The sequence below is a fragment of the Streptomyces venetus genome, assembly GCF_039540295.1.
In the GTDB taxonomy this organism is placed as follows: Bacteria; Actinomycetota; Actinomycetes; order Streptomycetales; family Streptomycetaceae; genus Streptomyces; species Streptomyces venetus.
Window position 1 is genome coordinate 1 of record NZ_BAABET010000009.1, and the last position, 18,020, is coordinate 18,020.

12 protein-coding genes are annotated in these 18,020 nt (G+C 70.8%); 6 read left to right on the forward strand and 6 right to left on the reverse strand.

Translation table 11 applies throughout. The annotated features are described in order from the left end of the window. The 3 genes from ABEA82_RS27410 to ptsP form a co-directional block, all read left to right on the forward strand. Positions 1 to 212, forward strand: a 212-nt coding sequence (locus ABEA82_RS27410; protein WP_345664360.1) for a hypothetical protein, incomplete at its 5' end; no start/stop codon positions are given. A 250-nt stretch (positions 213 to 462) separates the two neighbouring features. After that, the gene (locus tag ABEA82_RS27415) at positions 463 to 912 is read left to right on the forward strand and encodes a PTS sugar transporter subunit IIA (RefSeq protein WP_345664361.1); all 450 of its coding nucleotides are present in this window, start codon (positions 463 to 465) and stop codon (positions 910 to 912) included. 78 nt (positions 913 to 990) lie between these two features. Further along, on the forward strand, positions 991 to 2,661 hold the full coding sequence (gene ptsP / locus ABEA82_RS27420) for a phosphoenolpyruvate--protein phosphotransferase (protein WP_345664362.1): 1,671 nt from the start codon (positions 991 to 993) through the stop codon (positions 2,659 to 2,661). Between the two features lie 69 nt (positions 2,662 to 2,730). On the opposite strand, the gene ABEA82_RS27425 is transcribed toward ptsP, so the two are convergent. Beyond that, a complete protein-coding gene (locus ABEA82_RS27425) occupies positions 2,731 to 3,621 on the reverse strand; it encodes a hypothetical protein (RefSeq protein ID WP_345664363.1) in 891 nt (296 codons plus the stop codon). A gap of 180 nt (positions 3,622 to 3,801) precedes the next feature. Continuing rightward, positions 3,802 to 5,769, reverse strand: a complete 1,968-nt coding sequence (locus ABEA82_RS27430) for an acetoacetate--CoA ligase (RefSeq protein ID WP_345664364.1) — start codon at positions 5,767 to 5,769, stop codon at positions 3,802 to 3,804. Between the two features lie 212 nt (positions 5,770 to 5,981). On the opposite strand from ABEA82_RS27430, the gene ABEA82_RS27435 reads away from it, so the two are divergent. After that, the gene (locus tag ABEA82_RS27435; protein WP_345664365.1) at positions 5,982 to 8,348 is read left to right on the forward strand and encodes a glycoside hydrolase family 31 protein; all 2,367 of its coding nucleotides are present in this window, start codon (positions 5,982 to 5,984) and stop codon (positions 8,346 to 8,348) included. Between the two features lie 2 nt (positions 8,349 to 8,350). Here the strand turns inward: ABEA82_RS27435 and ABEA82_RS27440 are convergent, their stop codons facing one another. Both ABEA82_RS27440 and ABEA82_RS27445 read right to left on the reverse strand, forming a co-directional pair. Further along, on the reverse strand, positions 8,351 to 8,887 hold the full coding sequence (locus tag ABEA82_RS27440; protein ID WP_345664366.1) for an NUDIX domain-containing protein: 537 nt from the start codon (positions 8,885 to 8,887) through the stop codon (positions 8,351 to 8,353). Between the two features lie 47 nt (positions 8,888 to 8,934). Continuing rightward, positions 8,935 to 9,741, reverse strand: coding sequence for a M15 family metallopeptidase (locus tag ABEA82_RS27445; RefSeq protein ID WP_345664367.1), 807 nt, complete (start codon positions 9,739 to 9,741; stop codon positions 8,935 to 8,937). Positions 9,742 to 9,948: 207 nt separating this feature from the next. Between ABEA82_RS27445 and ABEA82_RS27450 the strand changes: the two genes are divergently transcribed. Together ABEA82_RS27450 and glpK are read left to right on the forward strand one after the other, a co-directional pair. Next, a complete protein-coding gene (locus ABEA82_RS27450) occupies positions 9,949 to 11,601 on the forward strand; it encodes an EAL domain-containing protein (protein WP_345664368.1) in 1,653 nt (550 codons plus the stop codon). Between the two features lie 539 nt (positions 11,602 to 12,140). Next, positions 12,141 to 13,661, forward strand: coding sequence for a glycerol kinase GlpK (gene glpK / locus ABEA82_RS27455; protein WP_345664369.1), 1,521 nt, complete (start codon positions 12,141 to 12,143; stop codon positions 13,659 to 13,661). An 87-nt stretch (positions 13,662 to 13,748) separates the two neighbouring features. On the opposite strand, the gene ABEA82_RS27460 is transcribed toward glpK, so the two are convergent. Beyond that, positions 13,749 to 14,354, reverse strand: a complete 606-nt coding sequence (locus ABEA82_RS27460; protein ID WP_345664370.1) for a GTP-binding protein — start codon at positions 14,352 to 14,354, stop codon at positions 13,749 to 13,751. Then, positions 14,335 to 18,015 (reverse strand): hydantoinase B/oxoprolinase family protein, encoded by a 3,681-nt coding sequence (locus ABEA82_RS27465; protein ID WP_345664371.1) that lies wholly within the window; start codon positions 18,013 to 18,015, stop codon positions 14,335 to 14,337. The genes ABEA82_RS27460 and ABEA82_RS27465 overlap by 20 nt, the downstream gene beginning before the upstream one ends. Between the last annotated feature and the right edge of the window lie 5 nt (positions 18,016 to 18,020).

Consider the following 18,020-nt stretch of genomic DNA (forward strand, 5'->3'; position numbering starts at 1 on the left):
CAAAGGAACCTCGTCCCAGCCTGATGGCCGGAGACGGGGTATCAACATATCTGGCGTTGACTTTTGGCACGCTGTTGAGTTCTCAAGGAACGGTCGCTTCCTTTGTACTCACCCTCTCGGGCTTTCCGCCGGGCGCTTCCCTTCGGTGTTCCAAACTCTATCAGTGTTTTTCCGACTCTCTGACCACCGTCCTGCAGGCATGCAGAAGATGATCCCGAGATAGGATCTGACAAGTTGGGTGCTGCCGGGCCAGGGCACAAGGTTGTGTCGCTCAGCCCCAGGCAGGAGTACGACTGTACACGCGGCCACAGAGCGGGTGCAAATCGATTTGCGGTATGGTCTAGACCACTTCGGAGTGCTCGCGCGGAACCGGCACTTCACGTGACATACGCTGCTGAACAGTGTGCCGCCCGGTACCGACTGGGACGGCCCATATCGATCTCCACCCCTGGGAGGCCTCCCATGACCACCGTGACGTCCCCGCTCGCAGGACGCGCCATCGGACTGGCAGCCGTGCCGGATCCCGTCTTCTCCGGGGCCATGGTCGGCCCGGGTACAGCGATCGACCCCGTACGTGAGCCCTCCGAGGCCGTCTCTCCCGTGGACGGCGTCATCGTCTCCCTGCACCCGCACGCGTTCGTCGTCGTCGACGAGAACGGGCACGGCGTGCTCACCCACCTCGGTATCGACACCGTGCAGCTCAACGGCGAGGGTTTCGAGCTGCTCGTGAACAAGGGCGACACCGTCCGGCGCGGTCAGGGCATCGTGCGCTGGAACCCTGCCGCCGTCGAGGCCGCCGGCAAGTCCGCGGTCTGCCCGGTCGTGGCGTTGGAAGCCACGTCCGAGGCGCTCTCCGATCTTCGCGACAACGGCGATGTGAAGGCCGGCGACAGTCTCTTCCTCTGGAAGTGACGCCAGTGCCGTCGTATGACGGCGAGTACGACAACCAACTGGGCGGCGGGAGCCGCCGCACTATCGGAGACGGGTGAGATGGAGACAACGCTGCGAGGCGTCGGTGTGAGCCACGGTGTGGCGATCGGCGAGGTTCGGCATATGGGAACGGCGGTGCTGGAGCCGCCGCCGAAGCAGATCCCGGCTGAGGAGGCGGAGCGCGAACAGGGGCGCGCCCGCAAGGCTGTGGAGGCTGTCGCGGCTGACCTGATGGCGCGCGGCAACCTGGCGGGGGGCGAGGCTCAGGCGGTGCTCGAGGCTCAGGCCATGATGGCCCAGGACCCCGAGCTGATAGCGGATGTGGAACGGCGGATCGCCGTGGGGAGCACGGCCGAGCGCGGGGTCTACGACGCGTTCGCCGCGTACCGAGAGCTGCTGGCGGGTGCCGGTGAGTACCTGGCCGGTCGCGTGGCGGACCTCGACGATGTGCGGAACCGTATCGTCGCTCGCCTGCTGGGGGTGCCGATGCCTGGCGTCCCGGACAGCGACGAGCCCTACGTCCTTGTCGCCCGGGACCTGGCGCCTGCCGACACCGCGCTGCTCGACCCGACGCTGGTGCTCGGCTTCGTCACGGAAGAGGGCGGTCCGACCAGCCACAGTGCGATCCTGGCGCGGGCGCTCGGGGTGCCGGCCGTGGTGGCACTGCCGGGCGCCGGGGAACTCGCCGAAGGCACGATGATCGCCGTCGACGGCAGTACGGGTGAGATCTTCGTGGATCCCAGCAACGAGAAGAAGGCCGAGCTCGAAGCTGCGGCCGCCGCGCGCAAGGCGGCGCTCGCCGCCGCCACCGGGCCCGGTGCCACCGCCGACGGTCACAAGGTGCCGCTGCTCGCGAACATCGGTGGACCCGCCGATGTGACCGCGGCGGTCGAGGCCGGTGCCGAGGGTGTCGGTCTGTTCCGTACCGAGTTCCTGTTCCTCGACGACAGCAAGCAGGCGCCGTCCGAGGAGAAGCAGGTCGCCGCGTACCGTCAGGTGCTCGAGGCGTTCCCCGAGGGACGCGTCGTGGTGCGGGTGCTGGACGCGGGGGCGGACAAACCGCTCGACTTCCTCACCCCGGGTGACGAGCCGAACCCGGCGCTCGGCGTGCGCGGATTGCGGACGCTGCTGGATCACCCGGACGTCCTGCGGACCCAGCTGACGGCGCTCGCGAAGGCCGCGGAGGGGCTGCCGGTCTACCTCGAGGTCATGGCCCCGATGGTGGCCGACCGCATCGACGCCCGGGCCTTCGCGGACGCGTGCCGGGAGGCCGGCCTGCGGGCCAAGTTCGGCGCGATGGTCGAGATCCCGTCGGCCGCGCTGCGGGCCCGCTCGATCCTTCAGGAGGTCGAGTTCCTGTCCCTGGGGACGAACGACCTCGCCCAGTACACCTTCGCCGCCGACCGTCAGGTCGGTGCGGTCTCCCGTCTGCAGGATCCGTGGCAGCCCGCGCTGCTCGACCTGGTCGCGCTGTCCGCCGAGGCTGCGAAGGCCGAGGGCAAGAGCTGTGGTGTCTGCGGTGAGGCCGCGTCCGACCCGTTGCTCGCATGTGTGCTGGCTGGTCTGGGCGTCACCTCTCTCTCGATGGGCGCGGCGTCGATTCCGTATGTCCGGGCCACACTGGCGAAGTACACACTGGCGCAGTGTGAGCGTGCTGCCGCGGCGGCACGGGCGTCGGACAGTGCCGAGGACGCGCGCAGCGCGGCGCAGGCGGTGTTGTCCGGCGAGTAGGCCGCGTGACGTCGGCCGATGGCTGTCCCGGAGGGGCGCTCCACTGAGATGGGGCGCCCCTTCCGCGTCTCAGTGGTTGTGTCCGTGCGCGGGCTTCTCCTCCCCGAGGTCGGGGGGCTCGCAGTAGTCGACGTTGGATTCCGGTGAGATGAGGTCGCCGGATTCGACGTCGGTGCAGTAGGCGTCGAAGACCTCGCCGGCTGTGAGGGGTACGAGCCCGTATCCGCGCAGGCGCCAGCCGTAGACGCGGTCCGGGGTGCCTGGTGCGCTGGCGCGGATGACGAGGCCGCCGGGGCTTTCGGTGGCCAGACCGAGGGCCAGCACCGTGGTGAACTCGAGGGCTTCGGTCTCGTCCAGGTCGAGGGCGTCGCCGGCATCGGTGGCGTGGAGGGCGGCGACGAGGGTCTCGGGCGGTCCGGTGACGCTGCAGACGAGGTGCCGGTCGCCGTGCGGGGCCGTGTCGAGGATGCGGACGAGGAGCTCCGAAGCCCGGCCGAAGGCGGCGCGTCCGATGTCCTCGCCGCACGAGCCGCAGGCGCCCAGGCGGGCGAGGAGCGTGGTGGCGTACTCCCAGGTGGCCTGTCGCACCGCTTCGTCGACGAGGACCGGGAGGAGGTCGGACAGGGGTCGGCCGTCGTAGGGAAGGGTCGGGCCTGTGACCGCGAGTTGTGCCGTGAAGCGGGTGCGACTCGACGGGGTGTCGGGGTCCAGGTCCTTCCGTGTGCAGAACTCGGCGTACTCCTCGGGGTCGAAGAGGGCGATCGTGGTGTGGCTGCCCTGCAGGGCCCGTGTCCTGAGAAGGCCTTCCACATGCTTGAGGTAGGCCGCGTGGTCGTCGAAGGCGAAGCTGCGGTAGCGCCGCATGACCCGGAAGTCGTGCTCGTCGGTGAGCAGGCCGATGGTGCCGGCGATTTCGCGTCGCAGGACCCGTCGCATGGTTCGGCTGTCGGTGTGCGCCATGTGTTTCCCCCTGTGCACGGTCGATCAATGCTCACTCACAGTAATCGACGGCACTGACAACGGAGGCCGCTGGAGCTGATCGACCCCTCGCCAACACAGGGAAGCCCGCAGGCCACAGCTACTTTCTCGCCGTGACCTGCGGCATCGGCGCCTGTGACGTGAAGTAGTCGGGAGGGTGGGTCAGGCGCGTTTGCGGGCCAGGTCCTCGTAGAAGGTCAGCAGGTCGAGGTTGTCGATGGAGCCCGGGTTGACCGCCTTCTCCATGGGTGTGCCTTGGAGGAGGCGTTTGACCGGGACCTCGATGCGCTTGCCGGTGAGGGTGTGCGGGACGCCGGGTACTTCGATGATCTCGTCGGGGACGTGGCGGGGTGACAGTTGCTCGCGGATGGTCTGCTTGATGCGGTTGAGCAGCGCTTCGTCGAGGGCGGCGCCGGGGGCCAGGTGCACAAAGAGGGGCATCCAGTAGCCGCCGTCGGGCTGTTCGATGCCGATGACCAGGGACTCCCTGATCTCGGGGAGTCGTTCCACGGCCTCGTAGATGTCGGCGGATCCCATCCGTACGCCCTGGCGGTTGAGCGTCGAGTCCGAGCGGCCGTGGATGATCACGGAGCCGCGGGAGGTGACGGTGATCCAGTCGCCGTGCCGCCAGACGCCGGGGTAGGTGTCGAAGTAGCTGCCGCGGTAGCGACTGCCGTCGGGGTCGTTCCAGAAGTGGATGGGCATCGACGGCATGGGGTTGGTGACCACGAGCTCGCCGACCTCGTCGACCAGGGGGTTTCCGCTCGGGTCCCAGGACTGCAGGTCGGTTCCGAGGCAGGGGGCCTGGAGTTCGCCGATGTGGACCGGGAGGGTCGGGACGGCGCCGGCGAAGCAGGAGCACACGTCCGTACCGCCGCTGACCGAGGCGATCCAGAGGTCGTCGCGGACCTCGTCGTGCAGCCAGCGGAAGCCGTCGGGCGGCAGGGGCGAGCCGGTGGTGGCGACGCACTGGACGGATGAGAGGTCGTAGTCGCGGGACGGGTGCACGTCCGCCTTGCGGCAGGCCATGACGTAGGCGGCCGAGGTGCCGTAGAGGGTGGCCTGGGTGCGTTCCGCGATGCGCCACTGGGCGCCGGTGTCCGGATAGCCGGGGCTGCCGTCGTAGAGGACGATCGTGGTGCCGGTGAGCAGGCCGGAGACGAGGAAGTTCCACATCATCCAGCCGGTCGAGGTGTACCAGAAGAAGCGGTCCTCGGGTCCGAGGTCGCAGTGCAGGCCGAGCTGCTTGAGGTGCTCGACCAGGATGCCGCCCTGCGACTGGACGATGGCCTTCGGCAGGCCGGTGGTGCCGGAGGAGTAGAGCACCCACAGGGGGTGGTCGAAGGGCACCTGCTCGAAGACGGGGGCGGTGTCGGCGGATGTGAGTGCCGTCCAGTCCAGGGCGCCCTCGGGCGGTTCGGTGCCGAGGAGGGGGATGTGGACGACGGCGCGCAGGGTGGGTAGTTCGCGGCGCAGCTCGGCGACGGTTTCGCGCCGGTCGTGCTCCTTGCCGCCGTAGCGGTATCCGTCGACGGTGAACAGCACGACGGGTTCGACCTGCTGGAAACGGTCGAGGACGCTGCGGGCGCCGAAGTCGGGCGCGCAGGAGGTCCAGACGGCGCCCACGGCGGCGGTGGCGAGGAGGGCGGTCACGGCCTGCGGGATGTTGGGGAGGTAGCCGCTGACACGGTCTCCGGGGCGCACGCCGAGAGCGCGCAGCTCGGCTGCCAGGGAGCCGACCTGGCGGCGCAGCTCGGCCCAGGTGACGGGGCGTGGTTCATGCGTCTCGTCGACGTACAGGAGGGCCGGTTCGTCCGCGCGGGTGTCCGCTGCGCGCAGGGCGTGTTCGGCGTAGTTGAGGCTCGCCCCGGGGAACCACTGGGCGCCCGGCATCGCCCGGTCGCCCAGCACGCGCGCGTAGGGGGTGGCGAAGCGCACGTCGAACCACTGGGTGACGGCTTTCCAGAAGGTCTCCAGCTCGTCCACGGACCAGCGGTGCAGCGCCGCGTAGCCGCCCTCGGCGGGGGCGCCGTGGTGCTCGGCGGCCCAGGCCTGGAACCTGGTGATCCGTGCGCGGGCGATGCGCTCGGGGTCGGGCTGCCAGAGCGGCTGGGGACTATCGGTCGGCATGGTCGGCTCCCGGACTGTGCGCGTCGTGTGCGTCCTCCGCGCACGGGCTGGGGTGTGCGCGTGGCGCGGCTGGCACGGACAATGCCATGTGATCGACTTCGGCACCAGGGTGCGCCCCACATAGTCCGTGTCGTGAAGATGTGGTTCCGGCACGGGTGAACGGCAGTTGAACGGCACCCGCTCGCGGGGTGGTCAGTGGCAGGGTGAGCAGCATGAACGGTCGTGACCTGGTGCGCTCGGTGAAAGCGGTGGGTTCGGTGGGGACGGCGCAGGGTGTGCGTACCGTACGAGCAGCGTGGCGCAGGCGTCGGGCCGACGCCACCGGGCTGCCGGCGCGGGGGGCGGAGCGCGCGCGGGTGCCCGGGGCCGTGCAGGAGGTGGAGCCCGGGCCGGGGGGCGGTGTCGTCCGGTTCAGCCGGTCCGAGCTGCGGGTTCTCGTGGCCGTGAACGGAGCGGTGTTCTTCGGCTGGGACGGGGCGGAGCCCGAGCCGTCCTACGCGCTGGCCGGGCGCTGTCCGGATCCGGATCCCCGGGCGGTGCTGGAGCCGGACAAGGACGGCGGCTGGCGGGTGGTGGCCGAGCGGGTGACGGTGGTGGTCTCGCGGCACGGCGCGGTCGAGGTGCGCACGCCCGGTGGCGTGACCTTGCGTCGTGATCTGCCGCCGCGCTGGTGGGAGCCGGTCGGCGGCGGCCCGGCCCGGTGGATGCAGCGGACCGAGGTGGCTGCCGACGCGCGGGTCTTCGGGCTCGGTGGACGTGCCTCGGGGCCTCGGCTGCGGGACGGCACGTACCGGTTGTGGAACACCGACCCCGGCCGTGCCTTCGCGCCGGGTGACGACCCGCTGTACATCACGATGCCGGTGCAGGTGGTGGTGGCCGACGGCGGTACGCATCTGGTGTTCCACGACAGTTCCTGGGACGGCACGGTGACGCTGCGGGAGGGCGAGGAGGGCGCGGGTTCCGGGCACGACCGGGCCGGGACGAGCGAGCTGCGGATGGACGGCGGCCCGCTGCGCTGCTGGGTGATGGCGGGGACCCCCGCGCGCGTGCTGCTCGCCTGGGCCTCGCTCACCGGGGCGCCCGCGCTGCCGCCGGCGTGGGCGCTGGGCCATCACCACGCGCGGTGGGGGTTCGGCAGCGAGCAGGAGGTGCGGCGGATCGTCGCGGGTTACCTGGAGCACGGGCTGCCGCTCGACGCCGTGCACCTGGACATCGACCACTTCGACGGGCATCAGGTGTTCACCGTCGACCAGGACCGCTTTCCGAAGCTGCCCGTCCTGGCCGAGGAACTGCGACGGGACGGCATCCGGCTGGTGTCGATCGTCGATCCGGCCGTCAAGGCCCTGCCCGGCAACGCCGTGTACGACGGCGGGACGGCCGAGGACGCGTTCGTGCGGGAGGCTTCGGGGGAGGTCGTGCGGGGCGTCGCGTGGCCCGGTGAGGCGGTGTTCCCGGACTTCACGCACGCGCGCGTGCGTGCGTGGTGGGGCGGCCTCTACCAGGAGCGGCTCACGCACGGGTTCTCGGGTTTCTGGCACGACATGAACGAGCCGACGTCGTTCACCGCCTTCGGGGAGTCGACGCTGCCGCGTTCGGCGCGGCACTCCTTGGAGGGGCGGGGCGGTGACCATCGTGAGGCGCACAACGTGTACGCCCTGTGCATGGCCAGGGCGGGCTTCGAAGGACTGCGCACACTCGCGCCGCTGCAGAGGCCGTTCCTGTTCTCCCGGTCCGGATGGGCCGGCATGCAGCGCTACGGCGGGACCTGGTCGGGGGACGTGGCGACCGGCTGGCCGGGCCTGCGGGCGTCCCTGGCAATGGTGATCGGGCTCGGACTGTGCGGCGTGCCCTACTCGGGGCCGGACATCGGAGGCTTCGACGGAGATCCGTCACCCGAGCTGTACCTGCGGTGGTTCCAGCTGGGCGCGTGGCTGCCGCTGTTCCGCACGCACGCGAGTCTGCGGGCGGGGCGCAGGGAGCCCTGGGAGTTCGGTCCCGAGGTGCTGGAGCACGCGCGCGTGGCACTCGTCGAACGCCGGCGGCTGCTGCCGTACTTCATGACCCTGGCGCATCTGGCCCGGCGTACCGGAGCGCCCTACGTGCGGCCCCTGTGGTGGTCGGCGCCGGAGGAGCGGGCGTTGCGTGACTGCGGGGACGCCTTCCTGGTGGGTGACAGCCTGCTGGTGGCGCCGGTGCTGGATCCCGGCGCGGACCGGCGTGCCGTGCAGCTGCCGCGCGGGCGCTGGTACGACACGGTGACGGAGCGGGCGTACGAGGGGCCGGCGCAGGTGCTCGTCGACGCGCCCCTGTCGCGGATCCCGGTGTTCGCACGCGCGGGTGCCGTTCTTCCCGTACGCGGGGAGGACGGCGGTCTGGAGCTGGAGGTGTGGGCGCCCGCCCGGGGACGGGCCGGGGGCGGGCTCGTCGTGCCGGACGGGGGCGAGGGGTGGGACGAGCCGGAGATCGAGCGGTACAGCGCTCGATGGCGGGGCTCGCGGGTGGTCGTCGAGCGGGAGGGTGAGGACGGCGGGGTCGAGCCGCCCTACCCGGTGCGCGTCCGCGGGGTCGGGGAGCGCTGAGCTCAGATGTACCGGCCTTCGAACCAGGCCCGCACGGCCACGGTGTGCAGGGGGAAGGCGAGCTCTTCGGGCCTGCGCAGGAGGTGCCAGCCCTCCGTCTCGTCCGTGGTGGTGGAGGGCGGCAGGCCCTCGACCGGGCGTTCCGGGAGGAGGCCGAACAGCAGCAGGTGCCCGTCGGGTGAGCTCATCGCGTCGATGAGGCGTACCTCGCGAGCGGCGGCGTCGATGCCGGTCTCCTCCTTCAGTTCGCGTACGACGGCCTGCCGCCAGTCCTCACGGTCGTCGATGTAGCCGCCGGGCAGGGCGGTGCCCCCTCGCGCGGGAGCGACGGTTCGGGTGATGACGACCAGGGCGGTGCCCTTGGTGTCGTAGACGGGCTGGAGGGCGACCGCTACCGGGAGTGGATTGCGGTAGGCCACGGCGCCGCATGCAGGGCAGGTGCGGGGCCAGCCGGAGACGCCCTCTCCGTAGGGCGTGCCGCAGCTCGAACAGTGGGAGTCCGGCGCGGAGTTGGAACTGGAGTGCTGAGTTTCGGACACGCGGCGGACTGTAGCCGATCACGGAGAGGGCGTCGCGAGCGGGCGGCTCAATGGTGGCCGGTGAGCGACCTCCTGGACACGGGGAAGTCGAAGTAGGTGTCCGGATAGGGCTCCGGCTTGAAGGTGTAGTGCCACCACTCCTCTGCCAGGTTCACGAAGCCGAGGTCTTCCAGAGTGCTCTTGAGCAGCAGCCGGTTGGCGCGCTGTTCGCCCTGGATGCGTGGGTCCAGGGTGTGCGAGAGGGTGTCGAAGCAGTCGAAGCCGGTGCCCATGTCGACGGAGGTGTCGGGGAACCGTTCGCCCTTGGGCGCGAAACACGGCACGAGGGGCTCTCCGGGGTGATACGGCCTGGTGGGCTTCGCCGGGAGTTTCACGAGAGTGAGGTCCAGGGTCGATCCACGGCTGTGGCCGGACTTCTCGGCGATGTAGCCGTCGGCGAACAGGCGGGTCTTGTCGACGTTCGGGTAGAACTCGCCCTTCATCGCCTGGTCGTCGAGGTCCTTGGCCCAGCGGACGAAGTGGTCCACCGCGCGCTGCGGCCGGTAGCAGTCGTACACCTTGAGTGTGTAGCCCTGGCGGAGCAGCTTCCGCTGGGCCTTGTGGAGGGCTTCGGCGGCGGGTCGGGTGAGGACGCAGATCGGCTGGGCGTAGCCGTCGACGCGCTCGCCGACGAAGTTGTGCGGGGTGAAGTAGCGCATCTCCTGGATGATCGTCGGGTCCACGCTTCTGAGAGCCACGAAGTCCTCGGGCGCCCTGGGCTCGGTGCTGGCTTGCGCGGGTGCGGTCGGGGCGGTCGCCAGCAGGGCGGCGAACGCGGTGATCAGGCCGCGTGCCACGGTGGTGAGTCGTGTCATGGCTCTTGCGTCTATCAGGAGACGGTCGCGCCGGGGAAGGGAAGCCCGAACCCAGTTGCCTATGACAGGCTCATGACGCCCCGTCAGCTCGTTGCGAAGAGGGACGTGACGACACCTGTTCGTACGCTGTGTGATCGCGCCGGAATCCTGCGTGAACGGCTCATGAACCTGCGCTCGGTCGTGCGCCCGTGGAGTCATCATGCTCCCGTGCACTCCTGGACGGACACTCTCCGCTTCGCCTTCCAGCCGGTGGTCAACCTGACGACCGGAGTGGTCGCGGGGCTGGAGATACTCGCCCGCCCGGAGACCGGCGACATCCTGGCGCAGGCCCGCCGGGATCCGGAACTCGACAGCCGGCTGGCGGTGTCGGCGGTCCGCGCGGCGGTGCGCAAGGAAACCCTGCTCCCGTTGTTCGTCAACGTGTTCGCCGGCACGCTCGCCGACCTCGGCGGGGTCTCTTCGCTCCATGACGCCGTGCGCGAGGCGGGACGGCTTCCCTGGGAAGTGACGGTCGACGTCTGTCCGCCGTACACGCATGTGCCGCAACAGGGCTTGCTGGAGGCGGTGTCCGCGCTGCGCGGCCAGGGTTTCCGGATCTGCGCGGACGGTGTCGGGGACGGGGACGTGCCCTTGCGGCTGCTGTCGGACCTCGCGCCCGACCTGATGAAGCTGGACGCGTCGCTGCTGGCGCGGCCCGCGGTGGTGCGGGCGATGCGGACGCTGTGCGACGAACTGGGGGCGCTCCTGGCGGTCGAGGGCGTGGAGACCGAAGGGCAGTGCGCGGCGGCGCTCGCCGCCGGAGCGCAGCTGGCGCAGGGCGAGTTGTTCGCGCCGCCGGCGCGGCTGCCCGCCGCGGACGTCTACGTTCCGCCCCGCTCCCCCGGCGATGTGGCCGTGCCCCGGTCGGGGCCCTCGGTGCGGGAGTTCGTGCGCCCCGCGGCGTTGCTGCCCGCCGGGGCTTCCGCGGGACAGGTGCGGGCCCTGCTGACCGGGTCGCCGGACGTGTCCGGAGTGCTGCTCGTGGACCGGGCCGGGGTGCCGGTCCGGTCGGTGCACCGGTCCCGCTTCCTGTTGTCGATGTCGGGGCGTTATGGGCATGCCCTGTACGCCGACCGGCCCGCGGCGAAGCTCGGTGACCCGCCGCGCACGGTGGGCGTCGACGCCACCGCCTGGGAGGTTCTGGACGTGGTGGCGGTCGGCGACCGGGAGCGTACGTCGGACGATGTGGCCGTCGTGGACACGCACGGGCGGTGTGTGGGCGTCGTACGGCTCGCGGGCCTCGTGCGGGCGCTGGCCGAGACGCGGGTGGAGGAGGCGGCGGGGCTCAATCCGCTGACGCGTCTGCCCGGCTCGGACGCGATCACCGCAGAGGTGGACCGGCGGATCGCGGCCGGATGGGCGTTCGCGCTGAGCTGGCTGGACGTCGACCACTTCAAGCAGGTCAACGACGGGGCAGGATTCGCGGCGGGCGACGAGCTGATCCGGGCGGTGGGGCACGCATTGCGGCAGGCCGCGACGGACAGAACGCGCGTGGGGCACATCGGAGGGGACGACTTCCTGGTGCTCAGTGACCCGGAGGGTCTCGATCCGCTGGCGTCCTCGCTCCTGGACGTCCCGTGGTCGGCGGGCGGCCGTCCGGTCACGCTGTCGCTCGCCACGGTGCTGTGCGTGCCGGGCAGTGTCGGCGACCACCGTCAGGCGGCGGCGTGCCTGGCGCCGCTGAAGAAGGCCGCGAAGGCGTTGCACGGTGCCAGTTGGGTGCTGGGCCGGGCGGGCCTGCCCGGGTACGAGACCCGCCGCGGCTGCGACCCGGCACCGGCACAGGCGGGCTGTGGGGTGGCGGAGAGGGGCGGGGCCTGAGGGGCGTGCAGGGCGCCTGAGCCGCAGGGGGCGGGCCGAGGAGGTGCCCGGGCGCGCTGTGCGGTTGAGGAACCACCTGGTCAGGTGGATGCTGGTGGCTAGCAAGCGAGTGAGGTGGCTGGGTCCGTCGCCGGCGACGGAGCTCAGCGAAGGCCGGACACCACCAGCAAAGCCTCGCGTGGGTCACCGATCCCCACAGCCGCGCGAGGACCCGACCAGATCTGAACATCACCCGACCGGGCGCCGTCAGGGCCGTGCAACCGGCCACCCGGCCCGGCAGCTGCCCGGCCGCCGCCACATGGCCGTCAAACGTTGTGGTCGGCGGCCTTGACGCCCTCAGGGTGCCGGTGAACACTTTCGGCGTGTTCAGGCACCACGGCGCGGGCTCGCGCCGGCGCCAAGGCTCCTTCCCCCACTGGTTTTACGGCTGCGACGGCACGCTCGTCACGGATGCCGGGCAGGGCTCGGGATCTCCCTGCCTCCGGCTGACGTAGCCATGGGGACGCACCCTGCCTTCTGAACCAGCCCAAGGGGTAGCCATGACGGACAACGCCGAGAAGTACGTCGCAGCGATCGACCAGGGCACCACGTCGAGCCGTTGCATCGTCTTCAATCAGGACGGCGCGATCGTCGCCGTGGACCAGCGCGAGCACCGCCAGATCTTCCCGAAGCCCGGTTGGGTGGAGCACGACGCCACCGAGATCTGGTCCAAGGTGCAGGCGGTGGTCGCGGGGGCGCTCGCCAAAGCCGGTCTGCGGGCCGACCAGCTCAGCGCGATGGGCATCACCAACCAGCGCGAGACGACCCTCCTGTGGGACCGGGCGACCGGCAAGCCGGTGCACAACGCCATCGTGTGGCAGGACACACGGACGGCGGCGCTGTGCAACCAGCTGGGCGGCACGGACGGGCAGGATCGTTTCCGCGAGCAGACGGGTCTGCCGCTGGCGACCTACTTCTCCGGGCCCAAGGCAGCCTGGCTGCTCGACAACGTGCCCGACCTCCGTACGCGTGCCGAGCGCGGTGAGATCGCCTTCGGAACGATGGACTCCTGGCTGATCTGGAACCTCACCGGCGGCACGGACGGCGGACAGCACGTCACCGACGTGACCAACGCCGGGCGCACCATGCTGATGAATCTGGGGACCCTCCAGTGGGACCCCTCGATCCTGTCGGCGATGAACATCCCCGAGGCCATGCTGCCCGAGATCCGGTCCTCCTCCGAGGTGTACGGCACCGCCCTCGGCCAGCTCGCCGGCGTGCCCGTGGCCTCCGCGCTGGGCGACCAGCAGGCCGCCGTGTTCGGGCAGGCCTGCTATGACGTGGGCACCGCCAAGAACACGTACGGCACGGGAAGCTTCCTGCTGCTCAACACGGGCGACCGCCCGGTGCCGTCGAAGAGCGGACTGCTGACGACCATGGGGTACAAGATCGGCACCGAGGCTCCGGTCTACTGCCTGGAAGGTGCGATCGCCATCACGGGCGCCCTCGTCCAGTGGTTCCGGGACCAGCTCGGCATCATCCGGACGGCCGACGAGATCGAGCCCCTCGCGGCGAGCGTCGAGGACAACGGCGGCGCGTACATCGTGCCGGCGTTCTCGGGCCTGTTCGCGCCGTACTGGCGCTCCGACGCGCGTGGCGTGATCACCGGGCTGACCCGGTACGTTACGAAGGCGCACCTCGCGCGAGCGGTGCTGGAGGCGACGAGCTGGCAGACCCGTGAGGTCGTGGACGCCATGTACCAGGACTCCGGGGTGCACATCACCACCCTGAAGGTCGATGGCGGCATGACGAAGAACAACCTGCTCATGCAGCACCAGGCGGATGTGCTCGACGTCCCGGTGGTGCGGCCCAAGGTCTCCGAGACGACCTGTCTGGGCGCCGCGTACGCGGCCGGTCTGGCCACCGGTGTCTGGAACGACCTGGACGAGCTCAAGGCGCACTGGCAGAAGGACGTCGAGTGGACCCCGTCCATGGACGCGTCGGTACGGGACCGCGAGTACCACAACTGGCGCAAGGCCGTGGAGAGGACCTTCGGCTGGGAGGAGGACGGCGACAGCTAGCCACGCGCGCGTGCGCGGTCGTTTCCCGACTGCGGCCCGTACCCCTGTCGGCGGGGGTGCGGGCCGTGTCCGTCCGCTCGGCCGGCGTCAGGTGTTCACGGTCTGGCGGCGGTCGGCCGCGTACGCCATCGCGTGCTGGACGACGCCGATGAGTGCCTCCTTGACCGACTCGCGGTCGCGGGCGTCGCACATCATCAGCGGAACGCCCTCGTCCAGGTCGAGGGCCTGACGGACGTCCTCGACCGGGTACCGCGGGGCACCCTCGAAGCAGTTGACGCCGACGAGGAACGGGATCGAGCGCCGTTCGAAGTAGTCGACGGCGGCGAAACAGTCCTCCAGGCGGCGGGTGTCGGCGAGCACGACGGCACCGAGCGCGCCTTCGGAGAGCTCGTCCCACATGAACCAGAACCGCTCCTGTCCGGGCGTGCCGAAGAGGTACAGCACCAGGTCCTCGCGGAGCGTGATGCGGCCGAAGTCCATGGCCACGGTCGTGGTGTGCTTGCCTTCCACGCCGCTGGTGTCGTCGACCGGGCGCCCGGCCTCGGTGAGCAGCTCCTCGGTGCGCAGCGGCCTGATCTCGCTGACCGCGCCGACGAGCGTGGTCTTGCCCACGCCGAAGCCGCCGGCCACCAGGATCTTGAGCGTGACGGGCTCGACCGGAGGCTTGCCGCGCTCAGAACGCCCGAAGATCATCGATCTCTTCTCCTGCTTGATGGGGGTCGGGCGACGGTGGGCCGTAGCCTCCGCCGCCTGGGGTTTCGATGACGAGTACGTCGCCGGTGACGACGTCGGCGGAGTCGCTGCCGCCGAGTTGGGTCACCATGCCGTCGGCGTGTTCCACGCGGTTGGCGCCGAGCGCGCCCGGCTCACCGCCCGCCATGCCGTACGGGGGGACACGGCGGTGCTGGGACAGTGTTGAGACGGTCATGGGTTCCAGGAACCGGATGCGGCGCACGGCACCGTCCCCGCCGCGCCACCGTCCGGAGCCGCCGCTGCCGCGCCGGACCGCGAATTCCTCGAGGCGCACGGGCAGTCGCCACTCCAGGACCTCGGGGTCGGTGAGGCGTGAGTTGGTCATGTGGGTCTGGACGACGGGCGCGCCGGGAAAGCCGTCACCCGCGCCGGAGCCCGAGGCCACGGTCTCGTAGTACTGGTGGCGTCGGTTGCCGAAGGTGACGTTGTTCATGGTCCCGGAACCTTCGGCCTGGACGCCGAGCGCGGCGTAGAGCGCGCCGGTGATGGCCTGTGAGGTCTCCACGTTGCCCGCGACGACGGCGGCCGGCGGCTCGGGGGCGAGCAGGGAGCCGCGCGGCACCACGATCTTCAGTGGGCGCAGGCAGCCGTCGTTGAGGGGGATCTCGTCGGCGACGAGGGTGCGGAAGACGTACAGGACGGCCGCGTTGACGACCGAGAAGGGGGCGTTGAAGTTGGTGGGCAGCTGCGCCGACGTGCCGGTGAAGTCGATGGTCGCGGCCCGGTTCTCGCGGTCCACGCGCACGTGCACCCGGATCACGGCGCCCGAGTCCGTCTCGTAGGCGTAGTCGCCGTCGTCGAGGGCGTCGATGACGCGGCGTACGGCCTCCTCGGCGTTGTCCTGGACGTGCTTCATGTAGGCCTGGACGACGTCGAGGCCGAAGTCCTCGATCATGCGGCCCACCTCGTCGACGCCCTTCCGGTTGGCGGCGATCTGGGCGCGCAGGTCGGCGAGGTTGGTCTTCGGGTTGCGGGAGGGGTACGGCGCCTCGGTGAGGAGGCGGAGGGTCTCGTCCTCGCGGAACCGGCCGTTCTCGGTGAGCAGCCAGTTGTCGAAGAGGACGCCCTCCTCCTCGATGGTGCGGCTGCCGGCGGGCATCGAGCCGGGGGCGATGCCGCCGATCTCGGCGTGGTGGCCGCGTGAGGCGACGTAGAAGAGGATCTCGGGGTCACTCTCCGTGTTGTCCGAGCTGTCCGCGTTGTTCGAGGGTGCGGTGTCGAACACCGGGGTGATCACGGTGACGTCGGGCAGGTGGGTGCCGCCGTGGTACGGGTCGTTGACGGCGTAGGTGTCGCCCGGGCGCATGCGGGAGCCGCGGCGCCGGATGACCTCTTTGACGCTCGTGCCCATCGAGCCCAGGTGGACGGGGATGTGTGGGGCGTTGGCCACCAGGCTTCCGTCCGGGTCGAACAGCGCGCAGGAGAAGTCCAGACGCTCCTTGATGTTGACGGACTGGGCGGTGGATTCGAGACGGGCGCCCATCTGCTCGGCGATGGACATGAAGAGGTTGTTGAAGACCTCAAGCAGAACCGGATCGACTTTCGTGTCGAGATCGGAACTCTGCGTAATCGCGACGCGTTCCATGACCAGATGCCCCTCGTGGGTCGCCGCGGCTCGCCAGCCGTCGTCGACGACGGTCGTGGCGCCGGCTTCGGCGATGATCGCCGGGCCGGTGACGCTGTCGCCGGGGGGAAGGTCCTCGCGGTGGTGGAGGGGTACGTCGCGCCAGGTGCCGCCGGTGTGGAGGCGGACGGTCCGCGGCGCGGCCGGGCCGTGCTCGGAGCCGCGGTCGGCGGTGGCGGTGCAGGGGGCGAGAGCGGAGAGATCGGGGGGTTCGGTGATGCCGGTGGCTTCGACGGAGAGGGCTTCGACGACGATCGGGCGGTCGAGCGTGAAGGAGTACGTGGCGCGATGACGTTCTTCGAAGGCCCGCCGCATGGTGTCGGGCTCGGTCAGCTCGACGGTGAGGGTGGTGTCGGTGCCGTCGTAGCGGAGCTCGGTGCGACGGGTGACCTGAATGTGCTCCTCGGGGACGTCTTCGGCACGGAGTTCGGCGCGTGCCGCGGCTTCGAGGTCTTCGGCGGTCTTGCGCACGCCGGGCATCGACGGGGGCTCCAGGGGCGCCTCGACGGACTGCTCACGCATGGCCGTGGTGTCGGCGAGCCCGATACCGAGTGCGGACAGCACGCCGGCCATGGGCGGCACGAGGACGGTGCGGATGCCGAGGGAGTCGGCGACCATGCAGGCGTGCTGGCCGCCGGCGCCGCCGAAGGTGGTGAGGGCGTACCGGGTGACGTCGTGGCCCTTCTGGACGGAGATCCGCTTGACCGCGGACGCGATGTTGGCGACGGCGATCTGCAGGTAGCCCTCGGCGACCTGCTCGGGTGTGCGGTCGTCGCCGGTCCGCTCGCGGATCTCGCGCGCGAGGGCGGTGAAGCGGTCCCGGACGAGCGCGTCGTCGAGGGGCTCGTCTCCGCCGGGGCCGAACACCTTCGGGAAGTGGTCGGGCTGGATGCGGCCGAGCATGACGTTGGCGTCGGTGACGGCGAGCGGTCCGCCGCCGCGGTAGCAGGCGGGCCCCGGGTCCGCGCCCGCAGAGTCCGGCCCTACGCGGTAGCGGGAGCCGTCGAAGTGCAGGACCGAGCCGCCGCCGGCGGCGACGGTGTGGATGTCGAGCATGGGGGCGCGCAGCCGGACGCCGGCGATCCGGCTGGTGAAGACGCGTTCGTACTCGCCCGCGAAGTGGGAGACGTCGGTGGAGGTGCCTCCCATGTCGAAGCCGATGACGCGGTCGAAACCGGCGAGCTGCGACATCCGGGCCATGCCGACGATGCCACCGGCCGGCCCGGACAGGATGGCGTCCTTCCCACGGAACTGCCCGGCCTCGGTGAGGCCACCGTTGGACTGCATGAACATCAGCCGTACGCCCTCGAGCGCGTCGGCGACGTGCCGCACGTAGCGGCGCAGGACCGGCGAGAGGTAGGCGTCGACGACGGCGGTGTCCCCTCGGGGGACGAGTTTCATCAGGGGGCTGGCCTCGCTGGAGAGCGAGATCTGCGGGAAGCCGATGCGGGCGGCGAGCTCCCCGACGGCCTGTTCGTGGGCGGGGTGGAGGTGGCTGTGCATGCAGACCACGGCGACGGCCCGGATCCCGTCGTCGTAGGCCTCCTGGAGAGGCCCGGCCAGGGCGTCCGGGTCGGGCGCGCGCAGCACGGTGCCGTCGGCGGCGATGCGCTCGTCGACCTCGACGACCCGTTCGTAGAGCATCTCGGGCAGCTCGATGCGGCGGGCGAAGATGCCCGGACGGTTCTGGTAGGCGATGCGCAGGGCGTCGCGGAAGCCGCGCGTGATGAGCAGCAGGGTGCGCTCGCCCTTGCGCTCCAGGAGCGCGTTGGTGGCGACCGTGGTTCCCATGCGCACGGTCTCGACGGGGGCACCGGAGTCGGCCAGCAGGGAGCGCACGCCTTCGACCGCGGCGTCCGCGTAGCGCGCCGGGTTGTCCGACAGGAGCTTGTGCGTGAGCAGCCGGCCGTCCGGGCGACGCGCGACGATGTCGGTGAAGGTGCCGCCTCGGTCGACCCAGAACTGCCAGCCTGTCACGTCAG